Source organism: Erwinia sp. SLM-02 (assembly GCF_037450285.1).
GTDB lineage: Bacteria > Pseudomonadota > Gammaproteobacteria > Enterobacterales > Enterobacteriaceae > Erwinia.
Map to the genome: position 1 here is coordinate 216,897 of NZ_JAQISN010000003.1, position 14,475 is coordinate 231,371.

Genomic DNA, 14,475 nt, shown 5'->3' on the forward strand with positions numbered 1-14,475 from the left:
CCGCGTGAAATCACATTGTTTTTTTTACTTCAGTAACGACTCGGCTGTTTCTTTATTAGTGATCAGACCGTTGATATATTTACCGTGCAGCGCACCCAGGATGCCGGCGTATTTTGCTTCTCCCATCGCGATACCGATGCAGTAGCGGGCCTGCTTCAGCCTGGTCATGTTTATCGACAGGGTTTTTTCACTCATATTGGTTTCCACCCTTTCCCCTTCGATATCGTAAAAGCGTGAACAGATATCGCCGACCACGCAGCGGGCGTTAAGATCGTCACTCTCTTCGCTGCCGTAAAAGGCGTGCCAGTTGGCCCCGTCGCGAATCGCCGGGGAGCCAATCCCTACCAGCGCCACGTCCAGATTGTCCCAGTAGGATGAGATGGTTTTGAAATGTTCTGACTGCATGATGCCGTTACGAATCAGCGTGTTGTCCAGCAGCGCCGGGAAATCTGCCAGGTGCGATTCTGCCTTAAACTTCGCGGCGGCGTCGTAGGTCAGGGTGTTCACGTGATAGCGGCTTTCCAGCTTGCCGGACGGGCCGCCGATAATCGGCACGCAAATCGTATGCCGCGACTGGCCCGCCTGCGGCAGATTGTCGACCAGCGCACGTAAAGCCCGGCCCCAGGAAAATCCGACGATATCGCCCGGTTCCAGCAGCCGGTCGACCAGCTGTGCGCCGTGCTGGCCCATCATATTCAGCTGATCGTCTTCCAGCAGGGAATCACAGGAGGCGACCACCACTTCCTTCAGGCCGAATTTCTGTTTGAGCTGCTGCTCCAGCCACAGGTTTTCGTTGCAGTCGTAGTTGATGGCAATCGTCACGATGCCCTGCTCGCGGCCGCGCTTCAGCAGGCGGCTGATTGTGGTGCGGTAGATCCCCAGTTCGCGGGCAATCTGCGCCTGCGTCATATCCTGCTCGTAATAGAGCTGGGCTATTTTCACAATCAGGCGGATATCGTCGCTGGTTTCCATCGTCGTCCTCGGGTTTCTGCACATTTGTGCAAATCACTTTTTTGCTGTTCTGATCTGATATAACCCGATCAAAGAGTGACTTAAAAGTAATTTTCGCTTATTTCAGCCCGGTTTCGTGGTGGATTGTATTGCACATTTGTCTATTGAAATGGCGTCTGGCGGCACGTTTGTGCAGTAGTCGCTAATTGATTGATTCTGTTATTTTTTAGCGGACATGTTTGCAGCCGGTGGAGGCAGGCACTTTTGTGTAGAAAGTCGTAATGGATCACATTTAGTTCGGCAGGTAATGGTTCTGGCAAGTTCCTCGCCATTTCAGGCGCTACGCCTGCGCTCACTTTGTACAGCCTATGGGCTGTTTATGCTGATTACAGCTTATAAGTTGTATTTTGCATTAACAGCTTATCGGGTGTAAAGTGGCCTGGTCGCTTATAGTTTGTACAGATTTAGAATGAGGGTCGAAACTCTATGAATACTGTTTATCCGTTGAAGACCCTGAATCAGCTGAGGCCGCTGCTGGTTGGTTTCCGTAAGGAAAAAGGGATGACGCAGAAGGATGTGTCAGAAAGGTTGGGTGTAACACAGCAAACCTATGCCCGCCTGGAAGCCAATCCTGCCAGCGCCAGCATCGAACGTCTGTATAAGGTGTTTACTGTGCTGGGCATTGAAATGGTGCTCTCTGCCGGACCTTATTCGCCGATGGTCACCGCTGTGAAGGAGCCAATGGAAGAAGGCTATTCGCCTGCCAGACAGGAGAAATGGTGAAACTATGCGGCGTACTCAGCAGCGTTTAGCTATCTGGATGAACGGCATTCATGTGGGGTTCTGGGAAAAGGTCAGGGGAGAGGATCGGCTGGAATATCTGCCTGAGTGGATTGATGACGAGTTGGGCAGGCCCCTGTCGCTTTCACTGCCTTTCACGCCGGGTAATCAACCCTGGCGTGGCAGTATTGTACGCGACTATTTTGATAATTTGCTGCCTGATAGCGAAGGGATCCGCAGGCGTTTAGCGATGCGTTATCAGGCTGAAAGTCTTGAGCCTTTCGATCTTCTGGCTGAGCTGGGAAGGGACTGTGTTGGTGCGATACAGTTACTGAATGCAGGTGAGCATCCCAGTCATTTATTCTCAGTGAACTGCCGCCCGCTTTCTGAAGCTGAAGTTGCCGCTGTACTGCGCGATACCACGACAGGGTTGCCAGGACGGCAGTCTGAACCTGGCGATTTGCGTTTATCTATCGCCGGTGCTCAGGAAAAAACGGCCCTTCTTTGGCAGAATGGGCAGTGGTGCCTGCCTGAAGGCAACACACCGACCACCCATATATTCAAGCTGCCACTAGGGCTGGTCGGCAATATGCAGGCAGACATGAGTACCTCTGTGGAAAATGAATGGCTGTGCTCTCTGATCCTTGAAAGTTATGGTATTCCTGTCGCAAAAACGCATATTGCGCAGTTTGAAGAGCAGAAAGTGTTGAGCGTTGAGCGCTTTGACCGGAGGTGGTCGCAGGATCGTCAATGGATCGTTCGTCTACCCCAGGAGGATCTGTGCCAGGCCCTGGGGGTTTCACCGCTGAAGAAATATCAGGCGGATGGCGGTCCGGGAATTTCCGATATTATGGCCATCCTGAATCATTCAGAGCGGGCGGCGCGTGACAGGGAACAGTTCTTTAAAGTGCAGATTATTTTCTGGCTACTGGCTGCGACGGATGGGCATGCAAAGAATTTCAGCATTACGCTTGAACCGCAAAACAAATATGAGCTGACGCCTCTTTATGATGTTCTATCCGCATGGCCGGTGATCGGCACGGCACGGGGTCAGCTTGCCTGGAGGAAATGTAAGCTGGCCATGGCTGTTCGCGGTAGCAGTAACTATTACGAACTTTTTCGGATCCAGCGGCGACACTGGCTTAATCATGGAGAATTAGTTGGGCTGGATAGCCAATACATTGACTCTATGATCGATGAACTTATCGGAATAACGCCGGAAGTGATTGAAAAAGTGACCGCTTTGTTGCCAGGCTCATTTCCTGCTGAAATCGCCGAGGCTATTTTTGTGGGTATGCGACAGCAGTGCGAAAGACTGGCCCAGGACACATAAAATCGGACGCGCTCACAGTAAATCCATCTGCCCGCCATCTTCCTGCGGTTTTTTAGCGATTTTCACCGTTTTCCTGATTTTTTCCGGCGGAGCAGGCCGCTGCATTTCATCGTTAATCCAGTGCAGGATCACCTCACACACCCACTGCTGCTGCCGTTCGCTCATCGGCTGATGTGCCGGGATATCATGCCATTTGCTCAGGCAGCCGCGGCAGCAGGTGGCGGTAGCGTGCTGGGCGATAAACACCGGATGGCCGCGCATCGGCGTTTGTTTCCCATCGTTAGCGGGCTCGGCCGGGGCCAGCCGGGTGCGGACAAACTCAGCGGTATGCTCTTCGACCAGCGTCCGGCCTTTTTCCTGACAATAGCGATATTCCGCACTGCCTAAATGAAAGCGCTGGCGAAAGGGAGAGCGGGAAAGCCGCTGGAAGAGTTGATCGATTGCAGGCATAAAACGGGCTTACTCAACGTTGAAGCAGTCTATTTATCACGTCGCAGCATGCGCCATTGTGCGGAAGGCTGGCAATAGAAAAGCGGTGAAAAAACGCGATCGGCAGCCTCTGCTCCCCCTTCGCGAATGGCGGTCATACACGCCGTGTAGCCTCGATGATGTCCGCTGGATGCCCCAGGGAAAAGCCACGTGCCGTGACCATTTCTGGCAGCGATGACTGCTCCCGCGTATCTTAGGGACAAAGGGCAGTCGCCTTATTTGAACAGAACAATTCCGAAGGAAAAAAGATGAATTCAATCGGCATTTTTTGCGGATCGGCGGAAGGATGTTCCCCGGAGTATATGAATGCAGCCCGCGCCACGGGCCAGCTGCTGGCGCAAAGGGATATCGCCGTGGTTTACGGCGGTGGACGGGTGGGGCTGATGGGCGCGGTAGCGGATTCCGCTCTGCAGTACGGCGGGCGCGTGACCGGCGTGATCCCCCATGCGCTGTTTGAACGGGAGATTGGCCATACCGGGCTGACCGAACTGGTGGTGGTGGAGAATATGCATCAGCGCAAGCACCGGATGGCGGAGCTGTCTTCGGGCTTTATCGCGTTACCGGGCGGGGCCGGTACGATGGAAGAAATTTTTGAACAGTGGACCTGGGCGCAGCTCGGTATGCACCATAAACCCTGCGCGTTTCTGGATGTGAACGGTTTCTATCAGCCGCTGAAGGCGATGATTGAGCGCATGGCCGCCGAAGGATTTATCAGGCAGAGCTACATCGATATGCTGCTGTTTTCCGACAGCCTGGCGGAGATCATCGACTATTTTAACGACTACACGCCGCCGGCAACTAAGTGGGCTTCGCCAGTCGGGAGCCAGCATGGTTGATAAGCATATTGCCGCGGCGGCGATCGTCGATGATGCCGGGCGCCTGCTGCTGGTGCGTAAGCGTAACACGCTCTACTTTATGCAGCCTGGCGGCAAGCTGGATGCCGGAGAATCACCGGAATCTGCGCTGATCCGCGAACTTCGGGAAGAGCTTGATCTGGTGATTACGCCGGGCGATCTGACTCCGCTGGGGCAGTTTACCGACGTGGCCGCCAACGAGCCGGGTCATCTGCTGGTGGCGGATATTTTCCGCATCCATAACGTGAGCGGAGATCTCCAGCCCGCGGCGGAGATCGAAGAGGTGAGGTGGGTGCCTCCGACAGAGTTCGACAGCCTGATGCTGGCGCCGCTGACGGCGAAGCAGATTATCCCGCTGGTTTACGCCGCGGTTTGATAATTGTCCCGCTGAAGGCTAAAAGATCAGGGCTGATAGCGGATGACAGGGGATTGGTGTGAAGGTTGGCAGGTGGCGTGAGAAAGGTGTGCAGACCGCGTCGAATTGCCGATCTTTTGAGGGTAACGGCATCGCCGTAGCCATGTCGTTACCCATATCAATCAGGCTTTGAAGCCTGAGCCTGAGCCTGAGCCGAAGCCGAAGCCGATTTAGCGGCTCAGCGTCGCGTTCAGCGCATCAATCGACGTCTGTAATCCCGCTTCCACGCTCATGGTCAGATCTTCCATCTCCAGCGACACGTAGCCGTCGTAGCCGGTCATGCGCAGCACCGAGAAGAACTCCTTCCACCACAGCAGATCCTTTCCGCAGCCCACCGCCACATAGTTCCAGGTGCGGGTTTTGGTGTTGGTGACCGGCTGATACTCCATCAGGCCGTCAACGTCCGCCAGGCCGCGCTCGATGCGGGCGTCCTTACCGTGAACGTGGAAGATCGCGCCTTCCAGCTTACGCGCCGCGGCGATCGGATCCGCGCCCATGGCAATCAGATGCGAAGGATCGAGGTTCATGCCGATCATCTCATCCACTTCGTTACGCAGGCGCAGCAGCGTGGACGGGTTGTACACCAGCTGGCACGGGAACTCTTCAATGGCGATCTTCTCGATCCCGTGCTGCTTTGCGTGCTGGACGAATTTTTTCCACCATGGAATGGCTACTTCGTTCCACTGATAGTCGATCACGCCCGGCATATAGTCAGGCCAGGAGATGGTGGAGGTGATCCAGTTCGGCACGCGATCTTCCGGTCCGCCGCCAGGCAGGCCGCTCATCATCACGATCTTTTTCACCCCCAGCTTGCCCGCCAGCTCAATGGCGCGGTAGCTGCTTTGAGTGTGCTTCTCGCCCAGCTCGCCGGGTGCCAGCGGGTTGCCGGAGCAGTTCAGCGCCACGATTTCGATATCGCGTTCGGCCAGCTCTGCCTGGAACTGGCGCAGTTTTTCCGGCGAGCCGAGCAGCTCTTCGGTTTTCACATGCGGGCACGGGGACCAGCCGCCGGCGGTCATTTCCACGCCGGAAATGCCGTAGCCTTTCACTTTATCCAGCATATCCGGGAAGGACAGATCGGCCAGAACGTCGGTACATAATGCAAGTTTCATGGTAAATCCTTAATAGAAATTAATGCTGTTCAAACTGGTCAATAAATTCACGTTTGGTCTTAGCGCAGGCGAGAATTAACGTGTTGGCATCATCTCCCAGCATATCGGCAATATCCGCCAGTACCTGAACGTGTTCATTTTTCGTCGCCGCCACGGCGACCATAATAAAGACCACCTGTCCCGCTCCCCAGCTCACGCCGTCTGGAAACTGGAAAATCAGGAAGCCGGTTTTTTTAACCAGATCGATATGTTCTTTGGCACAGTGTGGAAAGGAGATGCCCGCGCCGATCCAGGTCGAGACGTCTTTTTCCCGCTTCAGCATGGCCTCATAAAAGCCCGGCTTAACGTAGCCTGCCTTTTCCAGCTCATCCGCTGCGATTTTAATAGCCTCGGTTTTAGTCGTGGCCTGGCACTGCAGATAAATAACCTCTTCGGACAATTTCAACATGGCGTTCTCCTGACACTGACTGTGTTATGCCAAATAAAGGGCAGGGCACTCTGGAATAGTGACATCATGTTTCTGGCCATCTTTCAGCGATGCCAGACCCGCGTCGCAAACCAGCGCAACAACGTAGCCATCCCACGATGAAGGGCCGGTCATGGCGCTGCCGCGGGAAATATTGTCGACAAAGTTCTGCACTTCACGGTCGTATGCGGTGGCGAAGCGCTCCATACAGGACTGGGAAATATGGCGGCTGACGCCGTTTGGTGAACGCGTGTAAGTCAGCGCCTGCTCGGTCAGCCCGCTGATGGCGTTCTCACCAATCACTTCACAGCGGATGTCGTAGCCGTAGTTGCAGTTAACAAACAGCTCGTCATCAATACGCACCCCGGATTCCGTTTCGAAAATCACAATCAGCGGGTCCTGCAGATGCGGATACGCCCGGCTGGTTTTCTTACGTGGTTTATCCACGCGCACCGAGACGATATTTTCATTCAGCAGGTAGCGAATGATGTCGATTTCATGGGTGGCCGAGTCGTTGACCGCCATTTCCAGCGTATAGCTTTCCGGTACCGACGGGTTGCGGTGCGCACAGTGGATCAGCATGATCTCTCCCAGCTCGCCGCTGGCGATGGTCTGCTTCAGGGCCTGATAGCCCGGGTCGAAGCGGCGCATAAAGCCCAGCTGCAGCAGGCGCTTACCGGCCGCAACTTCAGCGGCGATAATTTCCTGCGATTCATCGGCGGTTGGCGTTAATGGCTTCTCGCAGAATACCGGCTTGCCGGCTTTAAACGCGGAGAGGATCTGCGCTTTATGTACCGGGCCAATGGAGCAGATAAATATCGCGTCAACCTGGTCTGAATTAATCAGCTCGTCGGCATCATAAAACGCCGTGGCGTGATATTCGGCGGCAACGGCATCGGCCGCCGCGCGGTTAATATCACAGACCGCAGTCACCTGCGCGCCGGTAATCACATTTTTAAAACGCTGAAGGTGATCGCGGCCAATCATGCCCAGGCCGATTAAACCAATTTTTATCGTCATTTCTTTTCCCTTACATCTTTAAGTTAAAAACGAAATTTCTTTTCGATCTGTTCTAATGTCAGGCCACGCGTTTCCGGCAGATATTTCACCAGCAGAACCAGCATGACGATATTGGTGGCAGCGAAGAAGCCGAAGGTCATGCCGCCGCCGTACTGGCTGAGCAGGACCGGGAAAATAAGCTGGATAATAAAGTCGAAGATCCACAGGCCGAAGACGGCAAAGCCCATTCCCACCCCGCGCATCCGCAGCGGATAAATTTCCGCCAGCATCAGCCAGAACACCGGGGCAATCCATCCCTGCATAAAGACTAAAAACACCAGCATTAAGCCGAGAATGATGTAGCTGGCACCGTCAAAATTCGCGTGCAGCGTATCGACGCCGTTGAGGGTTTCGGTGTGGAAGAAAACGTTAAAGGACAGGCCGATTAATATCAGGCTGATGGTGACGCCCGCCTGGCCGGTAAAGAACATTTTTCGCCGCGAATGTTTGCCTATCAGCATCATGCCCAGCAGCGTGGCCAGCACCGATACAACCCCGTTGGCGACCGCGCCGGTCACCGCCGCCGCATCGCCAAGGCCGGTCGATTTCAGCACCGTCGGGGCGTAATACATAATGGTGTTAATCCCGGTGACGCGGGTGGCAAGGACGATCATCAGGCCGATTAACAGCAGCTGTACCACCCAGCGCTTTTTCAGCTCTTCAAAGAGATTAAACTTCACCGCATCGGCCTTTATGACCTGCTGGATCTCTCTGATTTCACGCTCAACCTCTTCCGGTTCGCGAATGGTTTTCAATACCTTAATCGCTTTCTCGGTTTCGCCACTGCGCATGAAGAAGCGCGGCGATTCCGGCATCATCAGCATGCCGATCCACAGCAGGGCACCCGGTAATGCCGGGATAGCCAGCATGATGCGCCAGTTGTGGCCCATGTCGGGATAAAGGTTAACGATGGTGGCGTTAACGCTGTAGGCGAGGAACTGGCCCGTCACAATCATCAGTTCGTTCACCGTGACCAGCCGCTCGCGCTGGTCAGCCCGCGCCAGCTCGGAGATATAAATCGGCACCGTGACCGAGGCACAGCCGACCGCCAGCCCCAGAATGAAGCGCGCCACGATCATCGAGGGCACATCCCAGGCAAATGCGGTTCCCAGCGCGCCAAACATAAAGATGGCGGCGACCCACAGCAGATTTTTGCGGCGCCCCTGTTTATCGGAGAAATAACCACCAAATAATGAACCTAAGGCTGCGCCGAATAACAGGAATGAGGTAATAAACCCTTCTTCAGCGGGCGTCAGATTTAAATCATATTTCATGAAAATTAATGCACCGGAAATGACACCGGTGTCATAGCCGAAACACAGACCCCCTATCGTCGAGACGATAGTAATCATCCGCATCCGTTTATTATTTTGCAGGTTTGTATTATTAGACATAACTGTTCCATCTGGTTATAAGGCAAACAGGGACAAGCCGATATTATCGATTAGGTTATGATTAATTAATTTGCATAGCGCAAATCAGGCGCTAAATATTCAGTCACCTTTCCTGAATGTGAAGGACAGAGTAGAAATCCATTTTTCACCGGGTTGTTACGTAGTGAAAGTGCTGTCGTTGAGGTTACGTTACATCAAAGTGAAAATAAAAAACCATGAGGGCGGAAAGATATGATTTCAGAACGTGCCGGAGATCATAAATTACGCACGAGTTTGAGATTATTGAGTGATTTAAATCACACTAACAGGCTCATTGATTGACAAAGCAAGAATGAAGATGTGCCGAAATTAATGTTTTGAGGTGGGTGAACAGGCGGGTGCGGACCTGATTGATAAGCCTTTGCCTGCCGCATCAGCCGGCTGTGGCAGGGACGGGGGCTGAGCGGATCGCCCGGCTTTATAGCAGTAAAAAAAGAAGAGCTAAAATACGCATTGAGGTATATGCCGTTTTGATGACTTTTAAATATTCGGGCATTTTAGTGGATAAATTCTGGTAATTTTGTTCGGATCTCCTGCACTGCTTTTTTTTCCCGCAGGCGTATTTGTATTAAAATCACTCAGCGCGGGCGTGGCTGATGAGCGGATTAAAACGTGATGGCGATCATGTTTCGTTTTCCGTAAAAGTAGCAATCGCAAATTTATAGATTATTGTCGCTGGCGATTATTCTCAAAGCTTTTAAACTCAACGGGTTAAATAATCATAAAAAGCAAAAATGATGACTACTGCCGCCATCGATGATGCAAGAATAGCGGCACATTCACTGGAGACATCATGCAGATCTACTGCCTCAACCCACAGTCCTCTTCCCGCTTCTTTGAGCAGGGCACACGGCCAAAACTGGCCTTTGTCTGCAAGGCTGAAGGCATGGAGGCCGCTATCCCCCGCGTGATGCACCAGCATGATGACCGCTTCGAGCTGATGTTTATCGCCGAGGGTAGCGGCATCTATAACATTGATGGCCGGGGCTATCACGTGAAGCGCGGCGATATTTTGCTGTTTAACCACGGCATTCTGCATGATGAAAACCCTCATGCCTCCGACGATCTGCTGATTTTCAGCTGCGGCGTGGAGCAGCTTAAGTTTGACGGGCTGCCGCTCAATTTCCTGACCGCCCGTTCTGAGGTTGCCGTGATGCCCAGCGGTGAGGCTTACGCCGAGATTTGCGGCATGTTCGCCCAGATGTGGCAGCACGTGCGCAGCAGAAGCGCCTGGGGAGAGGAAATCAGCCAGGCGCTGCTCTGTGCGCTGCTATTGCTGTGCCGCAGTATCTGGGTTGCCAATAAACAGGAAAAAGAAACCTCGGAATCCCTGCTGGGGCAGAGAATTAAAGACTACATTGACAGCCGTTATAAAAGTGATATTGCGCTGAAATCAATTACCGCCGCGCTGAATATGAACCAGTTTTATCTGGCGCACGTTTTCAAAGCCTATTCCGGCTATTCCCCCAAGCAGTATCAAACCCGGCGCAGAATAGGGGAAGCGCAGACGCTGCTGCTCAGTACCGATTTAGGCGTGACGGAAGTTGCTAATGCCGTGGGCTATGACAACGTGAATAACTTCCACCGTATTTTTCATAATCTTGTGGGGATCCCGCCTGCGCGCTATAAAAAGTTCTGGCTGACGGGGCAGATAAAATCCTGATTTTAAATATTCAACTGGACGGTAAAATAAATCATTCCTGTACAGATTGAATATTTTATCGATTTAATTTGCATTTTCTCCAGTGGCTCCAATAGTATTGTCGCCTGACATATTATTTTACGGTTTGCAGTATTTTGAACAGGCACCTTAATGCGATCGCAGCCTGCTTTCTGGTTTGGAAAGCGAAAGGCGAGGTGCCAGCATGGATGACAACGCAAGGAGCAGGGAATGCGCCAGGACTGCGCTCAGGGTTTATTACGTCTTATTCGGTGGGGAGGGCTTGGCCTGTCCATCGCAGTTACGCCGGTATTGGCTACATCCAACAGCCCCGCGCGGGAAGCCGCCTTGATAGATGCGCAGGAACAGCTGCGCCAGCAGGAACGTGAGCGCGTGCTGCGCGAGGAAAACACCCCGCAGCCCGATGCCCGGCTTCGCCTTGGCGTAGCCCAGCACACCTTATTCAAGGAGCAGAGGTTATCTAACTTACTGATTTATAGAAAAACCACCTAAGAAGGTGGTTTTTCGTTTCGAAGCCAAAGTTTACGACTGAAGTTAATCCTTGGTCATGCGCTTGATTTGCGCTTATCTCTTATTTTCCGTATCCTGGTGCTATAAAATTATTACTAATGTCATTAAGAACATCAAAGTTATACAAACTAAGCTGAAATTTCTTACTATCTAAAACCCCATCTTTTGAACAGTCCACATCCCATCTGTTTAGCCAATAAGGTGCAAGGGATCTTCTGACTGAAACAATTTTCTTACCTTCATCCATATCTAAATCCATTTCTACGCAGGCCTTTCCATTCCCTGTGAAGTTATTTTTATGTGGAACAAGAATTAATTCAATAAAATTATTCCATTCCTTGTCATGGACAGGCTTTTCTTCTTCATGAACAGTTTTATCAATAACTAAATCTCCAGATGCAAAAATAACCCTATTAACCATAAAGTCAGAGAATTTAGCACGCTTTCGATCGAAACATCTCATATACATACGAATGTCTGTATCAAAAAAAGAGTGTGGTATTACGACTCTTTCTGATACGTCATTTTCAAGAGATCTATATCTTATACTGACGGGTCTTTCGTTGCTGATGAATTTGGATAACTCTGAAAATATATTCATTTTTAAATAGGAAATCCTCTCCATAGGCTCTATCAGTTTTTTTTCACTGCCATTTTTGAAATAAGAGTCCTTCAGTTCAGATATGTATATCGATGCACTTTTTTCAAAAACAGGTTTGAAGTCAGCTTGGTTTATTTCATACCTTTTAACCGTATGATTAAGAACCATATTGTCTACTGACAATTCCTTATATGCTTTAAAATCTCTTGTTGCAGCAGCTTCACCTATACCGAACTGTTCAGTTAGATCCATCCGAGACACCCATCCCTTAAAGATAAGCTGCCTTTCAATGAACTCCAAACGCTCTTGAGCTGCATGTGTTAACTCATCTTTATTACTCATAATCTTGATCTCCACCACAAAAAAAATCGCACAGCTATTGATCTAATCACAATGATCAGACTAAAATGATCAGACCGTTGTGATGATACGTAAGGAATCAGTCTAATTTATCGCTAAAGTTGGTGGAAAACACGGGCATACGTCTGAAACATAGGAGGGTTTGTATGAAAAAAACGCAAAAAAATTAAAAAAGGCTCGCACGAACGAGCCTTCCATAGACGAGAACAAACTTGACGCTTTACTTCGACCTAAAGCGTAACAGCTCACCAAATTTGTTGAACTAGAAGATTACCTGATTTTCAGCGAAATTCAACGAATTTGGTAGAAATTTATAGGTAGAACTATGACTCCAACTGATACAACTGAGTATATTTTTAGGCCATACATAACAGTAAAAGGTAAACGCATTACCCGTCCTAATGGTGGAATGTTCAAGATACCGGTGAAGAAGGATAAAAATTAACCCCCTTTTAAGAGAATATTAAGGGGATTTGTAATCACTTAGGAGGATGTATGGCCGATAGAAGACCTTTAAACCCCAACGTTACAGTACCTAAACCTGGCGGTGGAACACAGCCGCGAGATCGTAATAATGACGGTACTGTACGAAAAAAACGCTCGGATGCAGGCAAGAGCAGGAAGTAGGACGTGACCGACCTGCCCACAACAGGTCGGTCTAATATCATGTTTTCCAATTTTTTGGAGATGGATGAGTATGTCTAGCAACTACGAAATCATAGCGCGCGCGATAAGAGAGAAGCTACAAATAACAGCTTATTATCAAGGTTATTATCGCGAGATGTGCCCACATGCACTTGGCTCAAAAAATGGACGGCAGCAAGCCCTTTTCTATCAGTTTGCTGGTGAAAGCAGTAGGGGGGCCGTCTTACCAGGAGCTACCTCTAATTGGCGATGCATTCCTGTAGATGGTCTAACCGATGTAACGTTACGGCCGGGAACTTGGCATTCTGCAGAAAATCATAGCCAAGCACAAACCTGCGTTGACATAATAGATATTGAAGTTTCTTAACAATAAAACAGACATACCTAAAGAATTTATATTTATACCCAACGTTGTTTCCCATGTTTAATTTTTAGCCTAAAACCACCTCCTTGTGAGGTGGTTATTTTTCGTTTTTTAGTGTGAGATAAAAATTGGCCATGTCTCCAGAGTTTTCCCAAAAAAATCGTTCTTATTTATACGGCGTCTAACCACTGTTATAGTGATGAGGCCTCAGTTGGCTCTAAGGTTCCGTGATGTAATTTTTTATTGCTGTGACAGATTTGCTAAGTTTTTCGTAACTATATTCTGGCCCTGTTCTTTTTTAACTCTGCTTAAAAGTCGTTAAATTGGACTATTGTTCAGGTAATTTCTTCTGCGACTTAGGTTTCGCTTTATCTGATGTATTCATCGTAACTATATGAAATTTATACTTGTATGTCGACTGTCTTGGTCGGAGTAATAAACTTAGCGGATTTCATTCGTGCTTCCCAGACTATGGGCAGTGCTTTATTTTTCAGTGCAAAGTCTGGCAAAAATGACATTCTCCGCCAATCGATATACTCTAAAAAATACTAAGCATAATGGCTAAATAAGTTCGGTGTTTAACCGTTTAGATCACTGCAAAGCGCCTAATTATGATCTATTTAAGCAAACTGGCGACCATTACGGAAGGCTGAATCGATATCGACGACTTGGCGGACTTCAGCGCGAAGCACAGCGGCGGTTCGCTGAGTCAGGCGGTTCCCGTTAAGCACGTCAGATTAGTCGATGCTCCGGCCAGGAAATCAATCAGAACGTCACCGGCGTATTCACCCACAGCACTTTCGCCACCGACTTCCCGCTGTTGCGATAGCCGTGCGGCACGTTGCTGGGGAAATAGAACGAATCTCCGGCGGTCAGGGTGTAGGCCTGCTCGCCTAAAGCCAGTTCGATTTCGCCTTCCAGCACGTAGCCCATCTCTTCGCCGTGGTGTTCAATCTGCCCGTCGCTGGCCACGCCCGGTTCGATAATATGAATATTGCCCTGCAGCAGGCTACCTTTGTGGTGATGGGTCAGGTTCTCCAGCTCAATGCCGCCCTTTTTGTTGCGGGCAACAAAGCGTTTGCGCTGTCGCTGAGCGGGCTTCAGCACCGGGGAATCCGCCACCCAGCTTTCAGCCATCAGGTCAGAAATATTGGTTTCCAGCGCGCTGGCCAGCCGGTGCAGCATCGCCAGCGAAGGCGAGGCCACGTCATTTTCCAGCTTGGAGAGCAAACTCTCCGAACAGCCGACCTTCAGCGCCAGCTGCTTCAGCGTAATCTCCTGCGCCAGGCGCGCATGGCGCAGGCGCATGCCCAAATCAGGTAAAACAAAGCCAACGCTATCGCCGTTTTTTTTCATATGTTTCTGTCTGCAACCCTTCAATCCGTAAACGCCCGGCATTCTGCGGCCGGGCACTGTTGCACT

General features: G+C 50.6%; 15 protein-coding genes. 7 read left to right on the forward strand and 8 right to left on the reverse strand.

Features of this window, described 5'->3' with window-relative positions; genetic code table 11:
• Positions 1-24 precede the first annotated feature (24 nt).
• A complete protein-coding gene (locus PGH32_RS17850) occupies positions 25-972 on the reverse strand; it encodes a sugar-binding transcriptional regulator (RefSeq protein WP_337894731.1) in 948 nt (315 codons plus the stop codon).
• A 465-nt stretch (positions 973-1,437) separates the two neighbouring features.
• Here PGH32_RS17850 and PGH32_RS17855 point away from each other — a divergent pair, with 465 nt between their 5' ends.
• Together PGH32_RS17855 and PGH32_RS17860 are read left to right on the forward strand one after the other, a co-directional pair.
• Positions 1,438-1,734, forward strand: a complete 297-nt coding sequence (locus PGH32_RS17855; RefSeq protein ID WP_314426816.1) for a helix-turn-helix domain-containing protein — start codon at positions 1,438-1,440, stop codon at positions 1,732-1,734.
• 4 nt (positions 1,735-1,738) lie between these two features.
• On the forward strand, positions 1,739-3,064 hold the full coding sequence (locus PGH32_RS17860) for a type II toxin-antitoxin system HipA family toxin (RefSeq protein ID WP_337894732.1): 1,326 nt from the start codon (positions 1,739-1,741) through the stop codon (positions 3,062-3,064).
• 12 nt (positions 3,065-3,076) lie between these two features.
• Here the strand turns inward: PGH32_RS17860 and PGH32_RS17865 are convergent, their stop codons facing one another.
• Complete coding sequence (locus PGH32_RS17865; RefSeq protein WP_337894733.1) at positions 3,077-3,514, reverse strand: DUF4186 domain-containing protein; 438 nt, start codon at positions 3,512-3,514, stop codon at positions 3,077-3,079.
• 287 nt (positions 3,515-3,801) lie between these two features.
• On the opposite strand from PGH32_RS17865, the gene PGH32_RS17870 reads away from it, so the two are divergent.
• Positions 3,802-4,389: an LOG family protein gene (locus PGH32_RS17870; protein WP_314426822.1), complete on the forward strand. Its 588-nt coding sequence runs from the start codon at positions 3,802-3,804 to the stop codon at positions 4,387-4,389.
• On the forward strand, positions 4,382-4,783 hold the full coding sequence (locus PGH32_RS17875; protein WP_337894734.1) for an NUDIX hydrolase: 402 nt from the start codon (positions 4,382-4,384) through the stop codon (positions 4,781-4,783). Before PGH32_RS17870 ends, PGH32_RS17875 begins: the two co-directional genes overlap by 8 nt.
• 209 nt (positions 4,784-4,992) lie before the next feature.
• Here PGH32_RS17875 and PGH32_RS17880 read toward each other — a convergent pair whose 3' ends face one another.
• From PGH32_RS17880 to PGH32_RS17895, 4 genes are read right to left on the reverse strand one after another with little or no spacing between them, the layout of a single operon-like run.
• Positions 4,993-5,934, reverse strand: a complete 942-nt coding sequence (locus PGH32_RS17880) for a sugar phosphate isomerase/epimerase family protein (protein ID WP_314426827.1) — start codon at positions 5,932-5,934, stop codon at positions 4,993-4,995.
• Between the two features lie 19 nt (positions 5,935-5,953).
• Positions 5,954-6,382, reverse strand: coding sequence for a PTS sugar transporter subunit IIA (locus tag PGH32_RS17885; RefSeq protein WP_337894735.1), 429 nt, complete (start codon positions 6,380-6,382; stop codon positions 5,954-5,956).
• A 24-nt stretch (positions 6,383-6,406) separates the two neighbouring features.
• Positions 6,407-7,420 carry a Gfo/Idh/MocA family protein gene (locus PGH32_RS17890; RefSeq protein WP_337894736.1) on the reverse strand — a complete coding sequence of 338 codons (1,014 nt, stop codon included), beginning with the start codon at positions 7,418-7,420 and terminating at the stop codon, positions 6,407-6,409.
• 23 nt (positions 7,421-7,443) lie between these two features.
• A complete protein-coding gene (locus tag PGH32_RS17895) occupies positions 7,444-8,853 on the reverse strand; it encodes a sugar porter family MFS transporter (protein WP_337894737.1) in 1,410 nt (469 codons plus the stop codon).
• A gap of 832 nt (positions 8,854-9,685) precedes the next feature.
• Between PGH32_RS17895 and PGH32_RS17900 the strand changes: the two genes are divergently transcribed.
• Both PGH32_RS17900 and PGH32_RS17905 read left to right on the forward strand, forming a co-directional pair.
• The gene (locus PGH32_RS17900; RefSeq protein ID WP_337894739.1) at positions 9,686-10,555 is read left to right on the forward strand and encodes a helix-turn-helix transcriptional regulator; all 870 of its coding nucleotides are present in this window, start codon (positions 9,686-9,688) and stop codon (positions 10,553-10,555) included.
• Positions 10,556-10,783: 228 nt separating this feature from the next.
• Positions 10,784-11,065 carry a hypothetical protein gene (locus PGH32_RS17905; protein WP_337894740.1) on the forward strand — a complete coding sequence of 94 codons (282 nt, stop codon included), beginning with the start codon at positions 10,784-10,786 and terminating at the stop codon, positions 11,063-11,065.
• A 79-nt stretch (positions 11,066-11,144) separates the two neighbouring features.
• Here PGH32_RS17905 and PGH32_RS17910 read toward each other — a convergent pair whose 3' ends face one another.
• Positions 11,145-12,026 carry a WYL domain-containing protein gene (locus PGH32_RS17910; protein ID WP_337894741.1) on the reverse strand — a complete coding sequence of 294 codons (882 nt, stop codon included), beginning with the start codon at positions 12,024-12,026 and terminating at the stop codon, positions 11,145-11,147.
• 715 nt (positions 12,027-12,741) lie between these two features.
• Here PGH32_RS17910 and PGH32_RS17915 point away from each other — a divergent pair.
• A complete protein-coding gene (locus PGH32_RS17915; RefSeq protein ID WP_337894742.1) occupies positions 12,742-13,056 on the forward strand; it encodes a hypothetical protein in 315 nt (104 codons plus the stop codon).
• A 762-nt stretch (positions 13,057-13,818) separates the two neighbouring features.
• On the opposite strand, the gene PGH32_RS17920 is transcribed toward PGH32_RS17915, so the two are convergent.
• A complete protein-coding gene (locus PGH32_RS17920) occupies positions 13,819-14,409 on the reverse strand; it encodes a cupin domain-containing protein (RefSeq protein WP_337894743.1) in 591 nt (196 codons plus the stop codon).
• Between the last annotated feature and the right edge of the window lie 66 nt (positions 14,410-14,475).

Coding starts and splice junctions, on each gene's coding strand:
- PGH32_RS17850 (WP_337894731.1), bottom strand. CDS start 972: ATGGAAACCAGCGACGATATCCGCCTGATTGTGAAAATAGCCCAGCTC.
- PGH32_RS17855 (WP_314426816.1), top strand. CDS start 1,438: ATGAATACTGTTTATCCGTTGAAGACCCTGAATCAGCTGAGGCCGCTG.
- PGH32_RS17860 (WP_337894732.1), top strand. CDS start 1,739: ATGCGGCGTACTCAGCAGCGTTTAGCTATCTGGATGAACGGCATTCAT.
- PGH32_RS17865 (WP_337894733.1), bottom strand. CDS start 3,514: ATGCCTGCAATCGATCAACTCTTCCAGCGGCTTTCCCGCTCTCCCTTT.
- PGH32_RS17870 (WP_314426822.1), top strand. CDS start 3,802: ATGAATTCAATCGGCATTTTTTGCGGATCGGCGGAAGGATGTTCCCCG.
- PGH32_RS17875 (WP_337894734.1), top strand. CDS start 4,382: ATGGTTGATAAGCATATTGCCGCGGCGGCGATCGTCGATGATGCCGGG.
- PGH32_RS17880 (WP_314426827.1), bottom strand. CDS start 5,934: ATGAAACTTGCATTATGTACCGACGTTCTGGCCGATCTGTCCTTCCCG.
- PGH32_RS17885 (WP_337894735.1), bottom strand. CDS start 6,382: ATGTTGAAATTGTCCGAAGAGGTTATTTATCTGCAGTGCCAGGCCACG.
- PGH32_RS17890 (WP_337894736.1), bottom strand. CDS start 7,420: ATGACGATAAAAATTGGTTTAATCGGCCTGGGCATGATTGGCCGCGAT.
- PGH32_RS17895 (WP_337894737.1), bottom strand. CDS start 8,853: ATGTCTAATAATACAAACCTGCAAAATAATAAACGGATGCGGATGATT.
- PGH32_RS17900 (WP_337894739.1), top strand. CDS start 9,686: ATGCAGATCTACTGCCTCAACCCACAGTCCTCTTCCCGCTTCTTTGAG.
- PGH32_RS17905 (WP_337894740.1), top strand. CDS start 10,784: ATGCGCCAGGACTGCGCTCAGGGTTTATTACGTCTTATTCGGTGGGGA.
- PGH32_RS17910 (WP_337894741.1), bottom strand. CDS start 12,026: ATGAGTAATAAAGATGAGTTAACACATGCAGCTCAAGAGCGTTTGGAG.
- PGH32_RS17915 (WP_337894742.1), top strand. CDS start 12,742: ATGTCTAGCAACTACGAAATCATAGCGCGCGCGATAAGAGAGAAGCTA.
- PGH32_RS17920 (WP_337894743.1), bottom strand. CDS start 14,409: ATGAAAAAAAACGGCGATAGCGTTGGCTTTGTTTTACCTGATTTGGGC.